The following is a 19307-nucleotide window of genomic DNA, read 5'->3' on the forward strand; positions in this document are numbered from 1 at the left end:
GCAGGGGGGATGATTAGATGGAAACGATATATTTAGCAGGCGGATGTCTATGGGGTGTTCAAGCATTTGTTAAAACTTTACCTGGTGTACTAAATACTGAAGCCGGTAGAGTAAATGGTCAAAGTCATACATTGGATGGACAATATGACGGCTATGCAGAGTGTGTAAAGGTTGATTTTGATCCAGAAGATGTATCCATTACAGAGCTTATGCATTTTTTATTTGAAATTATTGATCCATATAGTCTCAATCAACAAGGTGAAGATATAGGCTTAAAGTATAGAACAGGTGTTTATAGCTATCATTCAGCACACTTAGAAGAAGCAAAAGCTTATATCAACAGTAGAAATGATGTAGAAAGTATTGTAGTAGAAGTGTTACCAGTTACGAATTATTTAAGAAGTGCAGATGAACATCAAGATAGATTAGACAAATATCCTAATGATTACTGTCATATTCCGAATGTATTAATGAATAAATACAAATCAGAGTAAATGTAGTTATTATATAATAATGTAAATAAATCCAGTCTAACGTTACATGTTCAAAGAGACATACAACGTTAGACTGGATTAAGTTTGAATCTTACATTTATTGTCCATGATATATACTAAAACGCAGTGGCTTTATGTTGTTTTTGGACCATTCATTATAAATGTTCTCTCTATTTAAATCATTTTTAACGATGGTTATGCCACAATCGCCACCGCCTGCACCTGAAGTTTTACTTGCACCGTCGTATTTTTCGCCGATAGCACATAGTTTTTTTAAATCGGGTGTTTCAATATCTACAGTAGCAAATGCATCTAAATATTGAATAACTTCTCGATTTTTTCTAATAGAGTCTAATACACCTTCTATATGGTTTGTCTTGAACGCTTGTATTAATTTTTCAACATTTAATTGTGATGATTTTAGAAAATGTCCAAATATATTTGGGTCTGATTTAAGACGTTTAACTTCACTTACTAAGTGGTGCGAAGAAGCTGGTGAGCCAGTCCATCCTATTAAAACTTTCATATGTTCAGGAGCCTGTAATGGTTCTATGTGAAGGCCGGGCCAATTTTTGATGAGTACTTCATCAACGGTAGATGTGATTATTTGTTCTTTAACCCATTCGTGGTCAAATGTACTATATACAAGCCAACCTGTATAAACACTAACCGCAATATCACCACAAGAACTTAAACTTTGTAATTTCATATTAGCAATCACTGCTAATTTATATATATAAAGATTAGACAATTGCATATGATAGAATTCGTTTAATGCTTTAAGTACGGATACAAGCACGGCTGCGCTTGATCCTAGACCGTATTTTTGACCTGAAGCATCATCTAAATCACTGTCGATTGTTATATTGAAGTGCCTTAAGGTGATGTTTTTACTATTGACATATTGCTCAAAAACTTCTATTGCCTGGGTAATATATTTAAGTTGTTTAGCATGATCTATATCGGATATGACGATTTTGTCTTCTTTACGTACAAAAGACACTTGGTCTTTGTGTAAAGCTTTTGAATGAATCGATCCACACTCGGTATCTGTATCCTCGATAGTAGCTGTAACGAAGCGATCAACAGCAATCAATACTGATTTGTATCCAGGTTCAGTTACGGCATATTCTCCTGCAATATATAACTTACCAGGTGCTTTTGCTTGAATCATGTTATCTCGTCCCTATTTAATAATTTCTATACTCGTTTGTGTAATATCGCTTGCTATAATTTGGTCTTCTCTAAAAGTCTTTAATAGTGCATTTATAATGTAATCTTGATTTTTCTTTTCTGTTAAAATTTTTACATTTGGACCAGCATCCATTGTGAAATAGCCAGGGAAACCCGCTTCTCTACATTGATGAACAATTTCCATTGCTTGATAACTTTCTGGAACTAAATAAGTAAATGGTGGTTGTGAACCTAAGTTGGTCGCATGCATTCTCAATCCATTTTCTTCAATAACTTCACCCAATTTATTAAAATTCTTATTATGAATAGCATCTTTAACATCGGATATGTCATCATCTACATGATCTAACCAATATTGATAAAAACGAGACGTCTGGCGTGTATGTGACATTCCACTTCTACTTGATATTTTTTTGGATTTATTATTGATGACAACAAATATCATTGAGAGGTCATTCTCCCAACCATTCGCATCTATAGAATGTGCATAAGATGTTTCATCGTCATATCCTTTATTCCATTCAGAAAATCCTCCAAAGATACTTCTACAAGCAGAGCCAGAACCTCTTCGTGCTAATCTGGATAACGCTGTATCAGATAAATTTAAATTTAATGCAACATTACAAGCAGCAGATAAGGCCGCATATGCACTTGCTGAAGAAGCGAGTCCAGCTGCAGTAGGGACAAAATTAACACTTTCAATGTGTGCATACATTGATGTGTTACCTCTTTCTCTGACAAGGTCCATAAAGCGATAAATCTTTGTAGCTTCATCATCCGTAACCTCTTGGCCATTTAAGACTAAGCGATCTTGTTTATATTCAGGGTTAAATGTGACTTCAGTCTCCGTATAAAATTTATCTAATGTAACCGAGATACTATTATTCATAGGTATGATTAATGATTCATCAGCTTTACCCCAATATTTAATTAATGCGATATTAGTATGAGCACGAGCTTTTCCATGTTGTTTCAAACTCATAAACCTCCTAATGGTTCAATCCAAGTATGATGGGCCCCAAAATGTTCTGCATTAGCTGCGATTTTCTCCGCAATATCTAAATTACGAGCAAGTATAATCATACTACCTCCGCGTCCACCGCCAGTTAATTTACCAGCGAGTGCACCTTGATGTTTGCTTAATGATATTAATGCTTCAATTTGATCGTGGCTAACAGTGAGCTTTCGTAAATAAGTTTGTGAAAGCTCAAAAACATGTGCCAGTTGTTCAAGATTATGCGTGTTAATAGCATCACTCGCTTTATAAGTAAGGTTGCCTAGTTCATGTATATATTGCATGAATTTTGAATCGTTATCACATAATGCATGTACATCTTCTACTGCCTGTTTAGTTGAGCCTTGTATACCAGTATCAATGACTACCATATAACCATTTAATGAAAGTGGTTTTAAAGTTGAAGCTTTACCTTGCTGGAACCATACTGGTTTGTTTGAAATAATCGTTTGTGTATCGATGCCACTAGGTTTTCCATGTGCTATTTGTTCAGCCCAGTTAGCCTCATTGATCAATACTTCATCAGATAATGGTTTGTCTACATAATCATAGCAAGCACGTATAAAGGCAATAGCCATAGCTGCACTTGAACCTAATCCTCTAGAAGGAGGTAGATTCGTTTCAAAGGTCACTTTGATTGGTAATGAAATTCGGTGTTGCGCTATGAATCGGGAAATGACTGCATTTATATGTTCTGGCGCTTGATTCAGAGTACCTTCATATACATCACTGATTATCATAGTGGGTTGACCAAAGTTTAAGGATTCTATTTTAGCTTTGACTTTTCCTGTAGTAAATGGAATAGCAATAGCTGGCTGACCAAATGTAACAGCATGTTCTCCTATTAAAATTACTTTCCCGTTTGATTCCCCATATCCAATTTGTGTCATATATACAATCACCTTATTTTATTTTTATATTAAGCTTGATAAACCATTACAACATTACTCATTATAAAACTCTATGTACAGATATTCAAAAACTAAGATTTTACTTATTGAAATTGATAACTTGTGTGACCTTTAGCAAATCCTTTTGCTGTGAATAACCAAGAATCGCCACCACGCTCTATATCATTTGCGCATATAATTAATTGATCTGTACCCGGAATAAATGCAGGGTGAGTTGATCTTAGCATATGGCCTTTGTCTCTTCCTGGCATAAGTATTTGACCAATTGGGTATCCACTTTTATTAAAGACGAGGACACGACCTTGACCGTACATAGCAACATATAAATTATCATCAGAATCTATACAACATGAATCTGGACCTTCATGTCCTGTGAAATGATAAGGGATGGAAGCACCAAATGGTTCAATCGTAACACCATCTTCTTTAAGTGATATGCGATGCAACCTATTTGCGTTTGTTTCAGTTACCCAAAGAACGCGTTCATCCGTACTGAGTGCTATACCATTAGCAACAGCAATATTTTGTATAATAGGTGTGATCTTACTGTGGTCAGGTGATACATAATAAACGCCACCAAGTGGGTTTGTTGAATAACCTCTGAAGTCTGTGAAATAGAATCCACCTTTGCTATCGAAGACTAAATCGTCTACACAATAATCGGTATCAATATCTGACACGATACTCTCTGGATTATTTCCATCATCATCAGTAGCTATAATACCGCCAGTATCCTTAAAATCACCTAAATAACTAATATATAGGCGACCATTTTTATGGATTTTTACAGATGCAGGATTTGTCTTCTCTGACTTGAAAACGGTGTTTACCTTTTTTTCAGGTAAGTCGACACGGAAGATAGAGCCACCAAAAACTTCGCATAAAAATAAATTATGATTTCTATCGAAACATAATCCTTCTAGTTGCAACCCTTCATCAGAAATTTTCAACCATGGTTCTGCAGTAACAGTTTGTAGATGTGCTTCACTACTTAAGAGTGGGACTGCGCTTTTAGAAGATTCGGTATAATATAATCCTGGAATTTTAGAATTTGTCATTATGATTTCTCCTTTATTTGAAAATTTTATAAAACCGTATTATTTATATATGAAGTTAAATTTATGTAAAATATATCAATTGTATATGTTTAATATTATCACTTAATATCCTATATTAAAAATCTATCCATCATGCGATGGATAGATTTTGTTGAAGTAAGAACTTGAAGTTCAAAATTATAAATTTGTTTCACGTGTAACTTATTTAAAACGTTGTATTGCTTTATTTCGTTGTTCTACGTAAGATTGCAAATCTGGTGAAAGCACATAACCAACTTCTCGTAAGTCTGATATGTTAGACGCATTTAACAAGTTAGCTATAATATAAAGTTGGTCAATAAATTGTTTCATATGGGTTATTGTTTCTGTAACACCAAATTCTTCAAGGTGTTTTAGGACATATCCTGACATACCAACTGCATCTGCACCTAATACAATGCTTTTAATCGCATCTAATGGGTTTTTCACACCACCACTTGCTAGTAAATTAATATCTGTTCCTAGAATACTTGCTTCTAACAAGCTTTGTACCGTACTTTGTCCCCATTGATTAAGGAAAGACATGTCTTGTAATGGTCTTCTTCTATTTTCTATATCAGCAAAATTCGTTCCGCCTCTACCACTAATATCTACATATTGAATGCCGATGTCTTTAATTTTTTGTATAGTTTCTGCACTCATACCGAATCCAACTTCTTTAATAATGACTGGAACATCTATATGTTCTTGAATTTCTTGAATGTTATTTAACCAATGTTCAAATTCAGTGTCACCTTCAGGCATAATAAGCTCTTGTGGTGCATTGACGTGTATTTGTAACGCATTAGCACCTAATAACTCAATAGATTTTTGGGCTAGTTTGTAGCCAATATCTGCCCCGACATTACTGAATATAATACCATTTGGATTTTCTTCTCTAACTACGGTGAAACTTGATTCTGCATGAGTGTCTTTTAAAGCAGAATGAGTGGATCCAACCGCCATAGGGATATCGCATTCACGGGCAATTTGAGCAAGGTGTTTATTAATTAAACTGGCACGTTCACTGCCACCTGTCATTGCATTGATGTAAATAGGATGGTTAAAAGTAAAGTGAGGGAACGTCATGGAAAGGTTTATTTGATTTTTATTGATTGAAGGAATGGACTGATGAATTAACTGAACTTTATCAAAATCAGTACCGCCAGATTGATAAGTATCTAAAGCTAATTGAATATGTTCATTCTTTCTAATACTTCTTAATGAGTCGTCCATTCGTTTATCCTCCATATATTAAATGATTTTGCTTAAAATTTCACAATTTCATTATAACAGTTGTCAATATGAAGTTAAACAGAATGACACAACGGTGATAAGTATACGTTTATAAGATACTATTTTCCAAAAAAGAATAGCGTAGAATTTGCTGTAATTATCAAAAAATGTTACTAAAATTAAACAATGAAGTAATTTAAATAAAAAAGAAAATTTGGGTTTATGTTAATATAATAGGGGACGATTAATAAATGACAATTACAAATGGAGGAGAATAATCATTAAGATAAAACAATTTTCAATTATACTTATATGTATATTATTACTTAGTGGCTGTAATCTACCTGGTTTAGCTGGATCATCTCCAGAATCAGTTAAAATAACCGCACTTGCAACAAGTGAATCTCAAATAATGGCACACATGATCAGATTACAAATAGAGCACGATACAAAAGGGAAGATTAAACCGACACTTGTAAATAATTTAGGTTCTGCAGTTATTGAACATAATGCAATATTACATGATGATGCACAAATATCTTCTACAAGATATACAGGAACCGATTTAGTTGGTGCGTTAAACTCAGATCCAATAACAAATACAAAAAAAGCTGAAAAAGCTGTGAAGTCAGGGTTTAAAAACAAATTTAATCAAACGTTCTTTGATAGTTATGGTTTTGAAAATACTTTTGCGTTTACGGTAACGAAAGAAACAGCTCAAAAGTATCATTTGAAAAAAGTCTCGGATTTAGAAAAATATAAAGATAAATTAAGAGTAGCGTCTGATGCAACATGGATTAAGCGTAAAGGTGATGGTTATCCATCATTTACAAAAGCATATGGATTTGAATTTAAAAATATTAGATCAATGCAAATTGGATTAGTATATGATGCACTCAAAAATGAAAGTATAGATGCAGCATTAGGTTATACTACCGATGGGCGTATAGCTGCATATGATTTAGTAACATTAGAAGATGACAAACATTTCTTCCCACCATACGATGCAAGTCCATTAGCAACAAATGAATATTTAAAAGCAAATCCAAAAGTAAAAAAATCGATTGAAAAATTAGAAGGCAAAGTTTCTACAAAGAAAATGCAAGAATTAAACTATAAAGCAGACGGTGAGAAAGAAGAACCAGCAGTAATAGCAGAAAAATTCTTGAAAAAACATAACTATTTTGAGTAAAATGAGTGTAAATGACGCGTTATAGATGAATTTTTACATTATAGTTCCAAACAAAGAACACATGATGAGGGCCAATACGCCCTCATCATGTGTTCTTTGTTTGTTATATATCTTGCAGTATATTGTATATAGCTTGTTTATCTTTAGCGTCGATTAAGCTATCTCGTATGTCATCGTCCATTAATGCACGTGATAATCTTTGTAGTAATTTTAAGTGTGTGTCACTACTATCATTTGGTACAGCTATAAGAAAGACAATCTTCGGAAGGGTTTCATCTAAACTTTCCCATTCTATCCCTTGTTTATTATTTAATACGGCGACAATTGGTTTTCTTACGGTATTAGATTTACCGTGTGGAATTGCAACGTTCATTCCAATTGCAGTTGTAGACTCTGCCTCGCGATTAAGTACAGCAGTCTTTAAATCCACTTCATTATCAATATAGTTATTGAGTTTTAGTTGATGTATTAAATTTTCAATTGCATCATCTCTTGTCATCGTTTCATCTGAAATTTGAATTAATTGTTGATCAAATACTTCTAATTCAGCTTGAGATTTCTGTTCTGGATGTGTTTCTTTATCGTGATCAACGTCATCATTTGAAATATCTGGAGTAGCAATACTTGTTGCGTCTGTCGCTACCGCTATGGGTTCTTGTTTTTTTAATAACAATGCAGTCGTCATCGTAACAAGGCTTCCGACTAAGACCGCTATGAAGAACCATATAATTTGGTCAATACCGCCTAGAACAGCTACAATAGGCCCACCATGCGCCACTCTATCACCAACGCCACCTAATGCAGCAATAACCGCAGCTACCATTGCACCTATGATGTTTGCTGGAATAATACGTAAAGGGTCTTGGGCAGCAAATGGAATTGCGCCTTCAGTTATACCAAATAATCCCATAGTAAATGATGCTTTACCCATTTCAATTTCACTTTTATTAAATTTGCGTCTGTTTACAAAAGTAGCCAAACCTAAGCCGATAGGTGGGGTACATACACTTACAGCGACCATTCCCATGACGGCATAGTTGCCTTCAGCTATAAGGGCAGAACCGAATAAGAATGCAACTTTATTCACAGGTCCTCCCATATCAAATGCTATCATTGCTCCTATAATAAGAGCTAGAAGGATAATGTTCGTCCCTTGCATGCCTTTTAACCAGGTTGTTAATCCTTCGAATATACCTGCAATAGGTGCGCCTATTACGAAGATGAATATTAATCCTACTAGAATTGAGGATATAATGGGAATGATAATAATTGGCATTATAGGTGCCATTGCCTTAGGTATTTTAACGCTTTTAATCCATTTTGCAATATAACCAGCTATGAAACCTGCAACGATACCACCAAGAAATCCTGCACCAGCTTCACTTCCATAGAAACTACCGTCTGCTGCAATAGCACCACCGATCATACCAGGAACAAGTCCAGGTTTATCAGCTATACTATAAGCAATGTAACCTGCGAGTATAGGAACCATAAAACTAAATGATAGAGAGCCTATACTTTCAATAGATTTCCAAAATGAATGTTCTGGAATTTTTAATCCTTCGGGCGTTGTTTGTCCACCTAAAGTTAGTGAAATAGCTATCAATAACCCGCCTACAACAATGAATGGTACCATGAAAGATACACCGTTCATTAAATGTTGATATACCATTTGTATACCGCTTTTACTATCTTCATCGTTATAGTGGTTATCTTGATTTCCTCCATCTACACGATGAATGGTTACTTCACGATTGATGATGCGTTGAATGAGTTCTTTAGGATTATGTATCCCTTCACGTACACTTTCGTTAACAATGAGTTGTCCATCAAAGCGTGATAAATCAACTTGTCTGTCTGCAGCGATAATAATGCCGTCTGCTTCCCTAATGTCTTTAGCAGTTAGTACATTTTCAGCACCAACGCCACCTTGTGTTTCCACTTTAATATCTATGCCCATTTCTTTAGCGGCTTGCTCAAGTTTTTCTTGAGCCATATAAGTATGCGCTATCCCGTTTGGACAAGATGTAATAGCTAAAATTTTCATAACATCACTCCTTCTTCTTTATTGTAAGCGTATCCATCTTAATAATAAAAAAAATAATTGCCGTTACAAGTGGCAATTATTTTTTAATGTGTTCTATTATCTTTTGTTTAAAAGTTTCATCGTCTAATTTGATTAAATGGTGAACATCTTGTTCAGTCAATTGGGCTATATTATGAATGATATTTTTCATAATTGAAGCATCATCTTTGGCTATCGCCAAGAAAAAGACGAGCTTTACCTCATATTGTTTCCACGAAATACTATGATTAAGCTTATATATCATAACATTTGATTTAAGTACATACTCAGGATTGCCGTGAGGTATAGCAATTAAATTTCCAATATAAGTGGAAGAAAATTTTTCGCGTTCTAAAGCCGTTTCAATATAATCATGAGTAATCGCATGTTGTTTGTCTAATGTGTTTTTGGATTCTTTAAAAATATCTATCATTTTAAGTGATTTGTCAAAGTCAGATTGAACAGTGACTTCAACTGAAGAAAGGGCATCGTTTTTAATTATAGGATTTTGAATTTGTTTCAAAGTTGATTTGATTTTAGATTTATCTTCATCAGAAAACAGGGGTGTTACTTTTATTATATGTACATCTTTAGGTATATATGAATCATCGATATCATGCGTAGTAATTAATATATCTATATTTGAAAATGTATAATTTGGTACTTCTTCTATGTTGAGTGTATCGACAATCGTTATATTATCATTTAAATTTTTAATTTTTGCTTCTAATAAACTTGAAATACCTAAACCATAATAACAAGTAATGACGATGTTGACCTTTTGCTGCATATTTCTATCTAGAGATGATTGGAAATGTAAAGCAAGGAAGGCGATTTCATCCTCATTTAAATTAATTTTTGCATCTAATTCTAAATATTCGACAGATTCATATAATGCATTGAACATGAATGGGTATTGTCGTTTTATATCTTCAGTGAGAGGGTTATTAATATAGATATTTTTAGTGATTCTTAAATAAGTTCTACTAAAGTGTGAGTAAATGTTTTCACGAAGTAATTTATCTTGTGTGAAGTCCACATTTACTTTTATATTCATCTGGTATATAAGACGATCAATATAACTTTGAATAAAAATTTGGTTAAATCCTAGTTCGTACTTTTCGAAATAATAGCTTATAAAAAATGAAAATAATCTACTTGTTTCTTCATTTAAGTGATACTTAAGTTTCTGATTAATGTCTTGGATAATCGATTTAGCAATGCCATGGGCTTCCTGATTAATGACCCAGGATTCATTTGATTCGTGTTGTCGTTTATAAATAATGATTAAATGAACAAGTAGTTGTTGTATGCGTATTTGAGATGTTTGTATACCATGATGATTTAAATGCATCGTGATACTATGAACCATGACTTCACGATGTGCTTTTGGTATTTCAGATATAATAAAATCTTCAATAGAAACATCATGATGCGTAAGCTGATTTAAATGTAAAATAGCGTTACGAATATTCATTTCGTTGCCACTGACTGTGATGCCTTTTTTCTTCACAATTTTAAGTGTCACATCGTATGTGTCACACCATTCTTGAATACGTCTGATATAATCATTGATTTCATTTTTACTTAACATAAACTGTTCTGCAATATGATTTAAAGTAACAGACTGCTTTGACATTAATAATTGGTAGGCTAATTTAATTAAATTATTGTCTTCGTTTATCATCTGTTTATCTAATAATTGTTCTAATGCCTGTTTAGTATAACGTGTTTTGTTTAATTGATAACCTTTCCCCTTAACGCTAACAATTAATTCACTATAAACCTCACTGTTGATATATTTAATATCATTTCTTACTGTCCTATTTGAAACATTTAAATAGCTAGCAATTTCATCTGCATTTAAATAATGATGCTCATTTTTTAAAATTAATCGAATTAATTTCACATGACGATTTAACATATTTCCACCGCATTCCCACTGTAACTTATATTATATTGTAAGCACATTAGTGGTGATAAACAAGTTGAAAGGATGTAATGTATACATAAAAACACGGATTCCTTTTTATTTAAAAAGGAATTCGTGTTTTTGTTTTGAACTTATTACATTTAGTTGCCTATTCTAGCAGTGATTTCATTAACGAGCGCTTTAATGCCACTATTTTCTAGATGAACACCGTCGTATGCGAAGTATTCTGACTTGCCATTAGCGACGTTTTGCCAATTTATCAATTCCACATTTTTGTGCTTTTTCGCAGCTTCGGATAATTTTTTGTTTACACTTTCTTCCCAATCTCTTGGTACATGTGTATTAACGAGATAAATCTTAGCATTACCAAACTGTTTGATTAGAGTATTTAGATCTTCGCTATTAAAATCTCCGTTTGTCCCAAGCTCTAGTACCACTCTATTATCTTTCTTTGTATAATCCTTATACTTTTGTTTAGCGAGTGGGATGGCATCCGATAAATGTCTACCAACTTTTCCATCAATAACTGAATCTGGGTATGTTTGGAGAAGTTCTTCACCAATATCAACCATGACAGAATCACCAATAAATAATGGGGCAGGGTCGTTTGATTTTTTCGCATCTTTATTATCTAAATCTATCTTGCCTACAGGTTCTATCAAACTATTATGGGATTTATGATCACTTGTTACTTTAAATGCAGTTTGTACAGGCTTGTGATCAGGTTTTTGTAAATAATCGAACTGCCCAAATAATGTAATAACGGAGATGCCGAGCAATATCATACATATACTAAGACGAATAACAGTTGAGTATAATGTATTTTTATTTGGAAGGAACATCCTCAATCCATTTCTTCTAAAAGGTACTTCTACAAATCGATAAGAGAACATTGCCAATAATATGGTCAATATAATTTCTAATACAACAAATGAAAATGGTGTCTGACCTTGTACAAAATGTTTGTTTATAAACGTAATGACAGGATAATGCCATAAATATAAACTATAAGACCTTTGTCCAATCCATAATAATACAGGATTACCTAATGCTTTAGAAAAAAGTGTACTAGGGTGCACACTACTAGCTAAAGCGGGTAATGTAGCAATTGAAATGATATATATACCACCAAAGTAAAACCAATTATCGCTTGAAGATACAGTGAATATAAAATATAAAAGTAATGAAAATGATATTAAACCTATAATCTCAATTGATAGGCGTAATGGGAAATTGATTTTGCTTTTAAGTTTGAAAGGTGGCCATAGAAACGCAAGCGTAACACCTAGCAATAAAGTTTGTAATCTTGTATCCGTTCCAAAATAAACCCTTGAATTATCTGCATTTGGTTGGGCAAGTATCATCATTAAAATAACTGAAATTAAAGATAACAAAAAAATATACAAGAGTGATTTTTGTTTTAATTTTTCCTTACTTAGAAGTAATGTTAAGGCTAATGGCCAAATAATATAAAATTGTTCTTCGATTGCCAAACTCCATAAATGCTTTAAAGGCATTAATTTAAAACTGTCAAAGTAACTGACATCATGAAAAATATACCACCAATTTGATACATAAAAAATTGCTGCAAGTGCGTCTTGTTTAACATTTTTAATAATGTCATGTTCAAATAATAAGGTATACAATAAAACAGTTGAAATCATAAAGATAACAGCTGGTAATAATCGCTTTATTCTCTTCTTCCAAAAATTAAATAAATTAATCTGTCCATTTATTTTGTATTCATTTAAAAGTAAGCTAGTAATGAGATAACCTGAAATGATAAAAAAAGTATCAACACCTAAAAAACCACCAGGAAGCCATTTAGGATTTAAATGATAAATAATAATCGCTATTACAGCAATAGCACGTAATCCATCTAATCCATAGAAATATCTCGTTCTATGAGAATCGTTTATATTCAATTGTTCAACAGACATTGCCTTCTAGCTCCTTAACATAAGGTAAATTTTTCCAATGAAAAAAATTATAACATGATTTATATAAAATATACATTAAAAGTAAAATATAGGCAAAGGATTTAAAGACGATTATGTCATTAAAAATAAATATTAAAAATTCAGAAAAACATGATTGTATAGCGTGTTATTTTATTAAAATGATGCTTGTATGTTTAGTGAGTTAACAGAAAATATCAACAACGAAGTATAAAGTGAGAAGTATATGTCTGTATCATAAATATGGTAAGTGTGAACTTGTTTTGTTGAGGCAGAGGAGTCAAATAGTGATAAGAAAAACCGTAAAATTTCTTTACTTAATAAAGAAATTTTACGGTTTATTAGGATTACAGATATGAGTATCAGAAATCTACATTCTACTTAGTAATTCAGCTTTTATAATATTGAGTGCTTCTTTGTAGTATTGACCAGTATGTTGTTGTGCATTGATAATGAGTAAATCTATAAGTTCTTGATTGCCTTTTGATTGAACTTCTTTCTCAAATTGAAAAATATCTTCCATTGTTTCTTCTTGGTCTGAATTTTGTTTAATAATTTGGTAGTAACTATCAGCGCCAAGCCCGCCTTCTTCAATCATCACAGAAATACCTGAGGATCTACCTTCATTCAGTCGATTTACTTTTATAAGTTTTTTACCATGAACAGTCATTTGTTATACCCCCTTATATCTCAATATAGTCTTTATGAAATAGCGTTATACAAGAAATATTGATTCTTAAGGAAAGTATATTATCTGCAGTGTAATTTTACAATTACTTTGCTTGAATGTTTAAGTGGAAATAATTTACTTTTTTAATATGTTGTTTTAATATAAATTTGTAATAAGCCTTTATTTTAATGAACTATTTTTATAATATAATTTAAATTTTTAGGTTATATCTAAATAGATGTTAAAATTGTTTTGTTACATAAACAGTAATTATTCAGAAAGGTGATAAATATGGACAATAAAGAATCTAAAGATATTATTTTAATTGGTGCTGGTATTTTGAGTTCAACTTTTGGTACATTTTTGAAAAATATTGAACCTGAGTGGAACATTAAAATATTTGAAAGATTAGATCAACCTGCAATTGAAAGTTCTAATGAAATGAATAATGCAGGTACTGGTCACGCCGCTTTATGTGAGTTGAATTATACCGTAGAACAAGAAGACGGCTCAATAGATGTTGAGAAGGCTAAAGAGATTAATGAGCAATTCGAGATTTCTAAACAATTTTGGTCTTATCTCGTTAAGAATAAAGCTATCGAAAATCCAAGCGAATTTATTCGTCCATTGCCTCATATTAGTTTCGTTAGTGGTATGAGAAATGTTGATTTCTTAAAGAGACGTTACGAAGCGCTAAAATCTTTAGATATGTTTGAAGGATTGACATATACAGAGGATCATAAAGAATTAGAAAAATGGATCCCTTTAATGATGGAAGGGCGTAATTCTAATGAGCCACTTGCAGCTAGTAAAATAAATGAAGGTACTGATGTTAACTTCGGTGAATTAACACGTAAACTAATTAAAAATATTGAAAAACATGATCATGCAGATGTTCAATTCAATCAAGAAGTTATAGATTTTAAACAACTTGATGACAGTAAATGGGAAGTAAAAGTGAAAAACTTAAAAACTGGTGAAGTGGTTGTTCACGTTGCTGACTATATATTTATTGGTGCGGGTGGTCATGCAATTCCTTTATTACAAAAAACAAAAATCCCTGAAAGTAGACACCTAGGTGGCTTCCCAATCAGTGGTGCATTTTTAATATGTAATAATCCGAAAGTTGTTAATGAGCATGACGCGAAAGTGTATGGTAAAGAACCAGCTGGTACACCGCCAATGACAGTCCCTCACTTAGATAGACGTTATATTCAAGGTAAAGAAAGTTTATTATTCGGTCCTTTCGCTGCCATTGGGCCTAAATTCCTGAAGAATGGATCAAATTTAGATTTATTTAAATCAATTAATCCAAGTAATATTGTCACAATGCTTTCCTCAGGTGTTAAAAACATGTCACTAGTTAAATATTCAGTGGAACAAGTATTACAGAAGAAAGAAGATCGTATGAAAGAATTACGCCGCTTTGTTCCTAATGCTAAAGATGAAGATTGGGATATTCATATTGCAGGCAAACGTGTTCAAGTAATCAAAGATACTAAAGAGCATGGTAGAGGGTTTATTCAATTTGGTACTGAGGTAGTGAATTCTGAAGATAATACAGTTATTGCGTTATTAGGTGAATCACCTGGGGCATCTACATCAGTTTCTGTTGCTTTAGAAGTATTTGAGAAAAACTTCCCACAATATATAAATAAATGGGAACCTAAAATCAAAGAAATTATTCCTTCATACGGCGAATCATTAATTGAAGATAGTGAATTATTGAAAAAAATACGTAAAGAGACTACAAAAGATTTAGAATTAAATAAATAAAAAACGACTAGGACAATTAGTCTTAGAAACCTAGTAAATCGTAAAACTTCTTATGTTAATTTAAAGAAGTTTTACGATTTTTTTAATGCCTAAGTAGCCAGATTAGTAAATCTAGCAAAATAGAAGCGCGCTAAGTAGCCAGACTGAAGAATCTAGCAACATAGGCCCCACGTAAATAATAATTACTGATGTTATAGAAAATAGAGAGGCGCTAAGAAGCACGACTTTAGCATAACAAAATGTTACATAAATAAAATAAATTCATATTACAGAAAATATCTTGAGAATTGTATAAGCAACATGATTACTTGTCTTTATTGTATATTTAGGATTTTGATGTGATTTTACTTTCTTGTTTAATTGATATATTTATATATTAAATAATAACAATTAAAAACACGGAGTTTACATAAATATATTGTAATGGAAATTGTTAACAAAACCGTTATAACTACCAATTGTTGTTATGATGAGGTACTAAGTGCAAGTTGTAATTTGTATGCAATAGTGTACGAAATAATATTCTTGTATATCTTTTTTCTTTTGTTTTACAATTACAATATGTTATATTTATTTATGTAAGGGCTTACATTTAAAGCGGGAGGTTTTATGCAGTGCTCGTAATCATGAAAGATAGGGGTTAGCCGAATGGAAATTATTTCTTTTAAAGATATAAAAGATATTATCAAAAGAGGAGATGTTATAGGGTTAGCAGCATTATCAGCAAGTAATTTGCCGGTTAATGTACTAAAGCATATCGTTGAAGCACATGATGAATATGGAAATTTAGATAACCTCACTTTAATGGTAGCAAATGATATCAGTGATTACCGTGGTGATGGTTATGATTTAGATTCCTTTATTAGTCGTAAAATGATTAAGCAACTTGTGTTAAGCATTATAATTGGTTCGCCTAAAACAATAGAAGCAATGAAAGATGGAGACGTTGAGGCTTATTTCGTGCCTCAAGGTATTTTGACAACACATTACAGAGAAGAATCGAATAAGTTTCCAAATAAAATTACAAAAATAGGTCTACATACAAATGTTGATCCAAGATATAACGGTGGAAAAGTTAATAAAAATACTAAAACGGATATTGTTTCATTACTTGAAATCGATGGTGAAGAATATTTGCAATATAAATTCCCAAAAGTGGATGTTGCTTTACTTAGAGGGACATATGCTGATACAAAGGGTAACATTTATATGAACCATGAAGCGCACTTAGGTGAAGGCTATGGCGTTGCTTTAGCAGCACATGCAAACGGTGGGAAGGTTATTGTGCAAGTTAAACAGATTGTGCAAGAGGGGAGCTTCAAACCAACAGATGTCTTTATACCAAGTGAATTAGTAGATTATGTGGTAGTAAATGATAATCCCAAATTACATAGACAAAGCATGCAATCTTATTATGATCCGGCAATAAGCGGTGAATATAGAGTAAATGGTATGCAAGAGGAATTTAATGCACTTAGTACTAAAAAAGTAATTCTCCGAAGATCTGCACAATTTTTGAATAAAGGACATGTTGTCAGTATTGGTTTTGGAATCAGTAATGACTTATCTAACTTACTAGTCGAAGAAAAAGCAGATAACTTAGTTCAACTCAATATCGATATCGGTAATTTTGGCGGTATGATAGGTAGTGGCAAAAATTACGGTATGAATTATAACGTTGACGCAAAATTAAGACACGAGATGACATGGGATTTTATTTACAATGGTGGATTAGATGTTGCATATTTAAGCTTTGCTGAGATTGATCAATATGGCAATGTAAATGTGTCTAAGTATGGCGATAGAATGAATGGTTGTGGGGGATTCATTGATATTAGTCAGACAGTCAAGAAAATTGTATTTTCAGGAACAATGGTAGTTGGAAGTAAGACTATTTGTGCTGATGAACATTTGATAATTGAGCAAGAAGGCCACACAAAGAAATTTGTTGAAGACGTACATAATTTAGATTTTAATGCTAAATACTCAAGAGAATTAGGGCAAGAAGTTTATTATGTAACGGAACGAGCGGTGTTTAAGTTAGTTGATGAAGGAGTTAAACTTATTGAAATAGCGCCAGGGCTAGATTTAGAGAAAGACATTCTTGCTCATATCGCATTTAAACCAATAATTGCAGATAATCTAAAAGTGATGAGTAACAAGATTTATCAACAAGATTGGGGTGAGTTGAAACAAATTATTCAAGACAATGGTTCAAACTATTAAGGGGGTAGTTTAATATGAATTACGATTGGATTAAAACAAGAGCTCAGTTTGATGAAGAGCGTACAGCTGTCATCGACCCGCTAAAAGGCACTGAGTGGACGTTTCAAGAATTAAATATCCGTGCAGAAAACTTAGCAAATCATCTTCAAGAACAAGGTGTTAAAAAAGGTGATGTCATTGGAATATTCTCTCCAAATGATGTAGCTGTTTTAGATTTATTGTTCGCAGCATTTAAACTTGGAGCAGTATATTTTCCAATGAATTGGCGATTGAAACCAAACGAAATTGAAAGTGTAATAGCAGATTCTGGCGTGCAAGTGATATTCTATGCGAAGAGACATTTAAGCAGTTTAGAAGGTATCGCAGATGAGAAATTGCACATGGATATAGATTCATCTGAATATGATGAACTAGTTAATCCTAAAAAACATAAACCGTTTAAATCAGTTGATGTTGAAAGAGATGATTTAGCTTGTCTGATGTATACAAGTGGTACAACGGCTTTACCTAAAGGTGTTATGTTCACATATGAATCATTTACGTCGAATGCCATTAATTCAATATTAACTTATAGGGTAAATTCGAATTTCTCAACTGTAGTCTCGCTGCCAATGTTCCATGTGTTTGGATTCAATGATTTAACAATTCCGTTATTGATGGCTGGGGGCAAACTTGTCTTACATCGATACTTTGAAGGAGAGCAGTTTAATGATTTAATGGCTCAATATAAACCTAATTATTTAACACTTATACCAACAATGTATTATGCCTTGTTAATTGCACCTAACTTCAATCCAAAAGATTTTGAGAACATTGATTTTCTAGTTCAAGGTGGTTCAGCACCACTACCAGGTGTACAGAAAAAATTTGAAAGTATGGGCTTAAATATTATAAATGGATACGGGTTAACTGAAGCGCCACTTGGTTTAGTTAATACACCTGAAAACTCAGTTAAAAAGCCCATGAGTATTGGTAAGCCAGTTATGTATGTCGACATATGTTTGTTAGATGAAGAACATAACGAAGTTGAAGTTGGTGAAATTGGTGAATTAGCAATTAAAGGTAAACAAGTAACACCAGGATATTGGAACAAACCAGATGCAACGAAAGCATCTTTCCATAATGGATATTTCTTAACAGGTGACTTAGCTTGCATTGATGAAGATGGTGATGTGTTTATTGTCGATCGTAAGAAAGAACTAATCATTACTGGTGGAGAAAATGTACTACCATCAGAAGTTGAAACAATACTTTCTGAACATCCACTTGTAGCTCAATGTGTCGTCGTCGGTTTTGAAAGTGAAAAATTTGGAGAAGTCGTAACGGCAGGTGTATTACTTACTGAAAATGATCCGGATTACGAAGAGAAATTAGATGCACATATGAGGGAGCATTTAGCAAGTTATAAAGTACCGAAACTTTATTTACAAGTAACAAAAATGCCATTAACTTCTACTTCTAAACCAGATAAGTTAGAAGTAAAGAAAATGATGAATAAAAAAGCAGATCAGTTAAATCGTGATTAAAATCAATTAAATAAATTTTTTTACACAATTATGAA

14 protein-coding genes are annotated in these 19307 nt (G+C 32.7%); 5 read left to right on the forward strand and 9 right to left on the reverse strand.

The genetic code is table 11. From position 1 onward, the window contains the following. The first annotated feature begins 17 nt into the window (after positions 1-17). Positions 18-494, forward strand: a complete 477-nt coding sequence (locus CD111_RS07255) for a peptide-methionine (S)-S-oxide reductase (RefSeq protein ID WP_095085471.1) — start codon at positions 18-20, stop codon at positions 492-494. Between the two features lie 97 nt (positions 495-591). Here the strand turns inward: CD111_RS07255 and CD111_RS07260 are convergent, their stop codons facing one another. From CD111_RS07260 to fni, 5 genes are all read right to left on the reverse strand, one after another. Next, positions 592-1668 (reverse strand): phosphomevalonate kinase, encoded by a 1077-nt coding sequence (locus CD111_RS07260; RefSeq protein WP_095085472.1) that lies wholly within the window; start codon positions 1666-1668, stop codon positions 592-594. Positions 1669-1680: 12 nt separating this feature from the next. Next, positions 1681-2664: a diphosphomevalonate decarboxylase gene (mvaD, locus tag CD111_RS07265; RefSeq protein ID WP_095085474.1), complete on the reverse strand. Its 984-nt coding sequence runs from the start codon at positions 2662-2664 to the stop codon at positions 1681-1683. Between the two features lie 2 nt (positions 2665-2666). Continuing rightward, positions 2667-3593, reverse strand: a complete 927-nt coding sequence (gene mvk, locus CD111_RS07270) for a mevalonate kinase (protein ID WP_095085475.1) — start codon at positions 3591-3593, stop codon at positions 2667-2669. Between the two features lie 104 nt (positions 3594-3697). Beyond that, positions 3698-4672, reverse strand: coding sequence for an SMP-30/gluconolactonase/LRE family protein (locus tag CD111_RS07275; RefSeq protein ID WP_095085477.1), 975 nt, complete (start codon positions 4670-4672; stop codon positions 3698-3700). Positions 4673-4873: 201 nt separating this feature from the next. After that, positions 4874-5926: a type 2 isopentenyl-diphosphate Delta-isomerase gene (fni, locus tag CD111_RS07280; protein WP_095085479.1), complete on the reverse strand. Its 1053-nt coding sequence runs from the start codon at positions 5924-5926 to the stop codon at positions 4874-4876. 277 nt (positions 5927-6203) lie between these two features. Between fni and CD111_RS07285 the strand changes: the two genes are divergently transcribed. Beyond that, positions 6204-7118 (forward strand): osmoprotectant ABC transporter substrate-binding protein, encoded by a 915-nt coding sequence (locus CD111_RS07285; RefSeq protein ID WP_095085481.1) that lies wholly within the window; start codon positions 6204-6206, stop codon positions 7116-7118. 103 nt (positions 7119-7221) lie between these two features. Here the strand turns inward: CD111_RS07285 and CD111_RS07290 are convergent, their stop codons facing one another. The 4 genes from CD111_RS07290 to CD111_RS07305 form a co-directional block, all read right to left on the reverse strand. Then, positions 7222-9165 (reverse strand): fructose-specific PTS transporter subunit EIIC, encoded by a 1944-nt coding sequence (locus CD111_RS07290; protein ID WP_095085484.1) that lies wholly within the window; start codon positions 9163-9165, stop codon positions 7222-7224. A gap of 76 nt (positions 9166-9241) precedes the next feature. Next, positions 9242-11107, reverse strand: coding sequence for a BglG family transcription antiterminator (locus tag CD111_RS07295; RefSeq protein ID WP_095085487.1), 1866 nt, complete (start codon positions 11105-11107; stop codon positions 9242-9244). A 149-nt stretch (positions 11108-11256) separates the two neighbouring features. Beyond that, positions 11257-13056 carry an acyltransferase family protein gene (locus CD111_RS07300; protein WP_095085490.1) on the reverse strand — a complete coding sequence of 600 codons (1800 nt, stop codon included), beginning with the start codon at positions 13054-13056 and terminating at the stop codon, positions 11257-11259. Positions 13057-13444: 388 nt separating this feature from the next. Further along, positions 13445-13744: a hypothetical protein gene (locus tag CD111_RS07305; protein ID WP_095085494.1), complete on the reverse strand. Its 300-nt coding sequence runs from the start codon at positions 13742-13744 to the stop codon at positions 13445-13447. A 291-nt stretch (positions 13745-14035) separates the two neighbouring features. Here CD111_RS07305 and mqo point away from each other — a divergent pair, with 291 nt between their 5' ends. From mqo to fadD, 3 genes are all read left to right on the forward strand, one after another. Continuing rightward, positions 14036-15520, forward strand: coding sequence for a malate dehydrogenase (quinone) (gene mqo / locus CD111_RS07310; RefSeq protein ID WP_095085499.1), 1485 nt, complete (start codon positions 14036-14038; stop codon positions 15518-15520). Between the two features lie 648 nt (positions 15521-16168). After that, the gene (gene fadX, locus CD111_RS07315; protein ID WP_095085502.1) at positions 16169-17746 is read left to right on the forward strand and encodes a fatty acid degradation protein FadX; all 1578 of its coding nucleotides are present in this window, start codon (positions 16169-16171) and stop codon (positions 17744-17746) included. Between the two features lie 14 nt (positions 17747-17760). After that, positions 17761-19272 carry a long-chain-fatty-acid--CoA ligase FadD gene (gene fadD, locus CD111_RS07320; RefSeq protein WP_095085507.1) on the forward strand — a complete coding sequence of 504 codons (1512 nt, stop codon included), beginning with the start codon at positions 17761-17763 and terminating at the stop codon, positions 19270-19272. The last annotated feature ends 35 nt before the right edge of the window (positions 19273-19307 follow it).

It is taken from the genome of Mammaliicoccus stepanovicii, assembly GCF_002902525.1.
Classification (GTDB): Bacteria; Bacillota; Bacilli; order Staphylococcales; family Staphylococcaceae; genus Mammaliicoccus; species Mammaliicoccus stepanovicii.

Bases quoted from the DNA above. Each gene is read 5' to 3' on its own strand.
- CD111_RS07275 (WP_095085477.1), bottom strand. From the start codon at position 4,672: ATGACAAATTCTAAAATTCCAGGATTATATTATACCGAATCTTCTAAA.
- CD111_RS07255 (WP_095085471.1), top strand. From the start codon at position 18: ATGGAAACGATATATTTAGCAGGCGGATGTCTATGGGGTGTTCAAGCA.
- fadX (WP_095085502.1), top strand. From the start codon at position 16,169: ATGGAAATTATTTCTTTTAAAGATATAAAAGATATTATCAAAAGAGGA.
- fadD (WP_095085507.1), top strand. From the start codon at position 17,761: ATGAATTACGATTGGATTAAAACAAGAGCTCAGTTTGATGAAGAGCGT.
- CD111_RS07305 (WP_095085494.1), bottom strand. From the start codon at position 13,744: ATGACTGTTCATGGTAAAAAACTTATAAAAGTAAATCGACTGAATGAA.
- mvk (WP_095085475.1), bottom strand. From the start codon at position 3,593: ATGACACAAATTGGATATGGGGAATCAAACGGGAAAGTAATTTTAATA.
- CD111_RS07290 (WP_095085484.1), bottom strand. From the start codon at position 9,165: ATGAAAATTTTAGCTATTACATCTTGTCCAAACGGGATAGCGCATACT.
- CD111_RS07295 (WP_095085487.1), bottom strand. From the start codon at position 11,107: ATGTTAAATCGTCATGTGAAATTAATTCGATTAATTTTAAAAAATGAG.
- CD111_RS07260 (WP_095085472.1), bottom strand. From the start codon at position 1,668: ATGATTCAAGCAAAAGCACCTGGTAAGTTATATATTGCAGGAGAATAT.
- fni (WP_095085479.1), bottom strand. From the start codon at position 5,926: ATGGACGACTCATTAAGAAGTATTAGAAAGAATGAACATATTCAATTA.
- CD111_RS07300 (WP_095085490.1), bottom strand. From the start codon at position 13,056: ATGTCTGTTGAACAATTGAATATAAACGATTCTCATAGAACGAGATAT.
- mqo (WP_095085499.1), top strand. From the start codon at position 14,036: ATGGACAATAAAGAATCTAAAGATATTATTTTAATTGGTGCTGGTATT.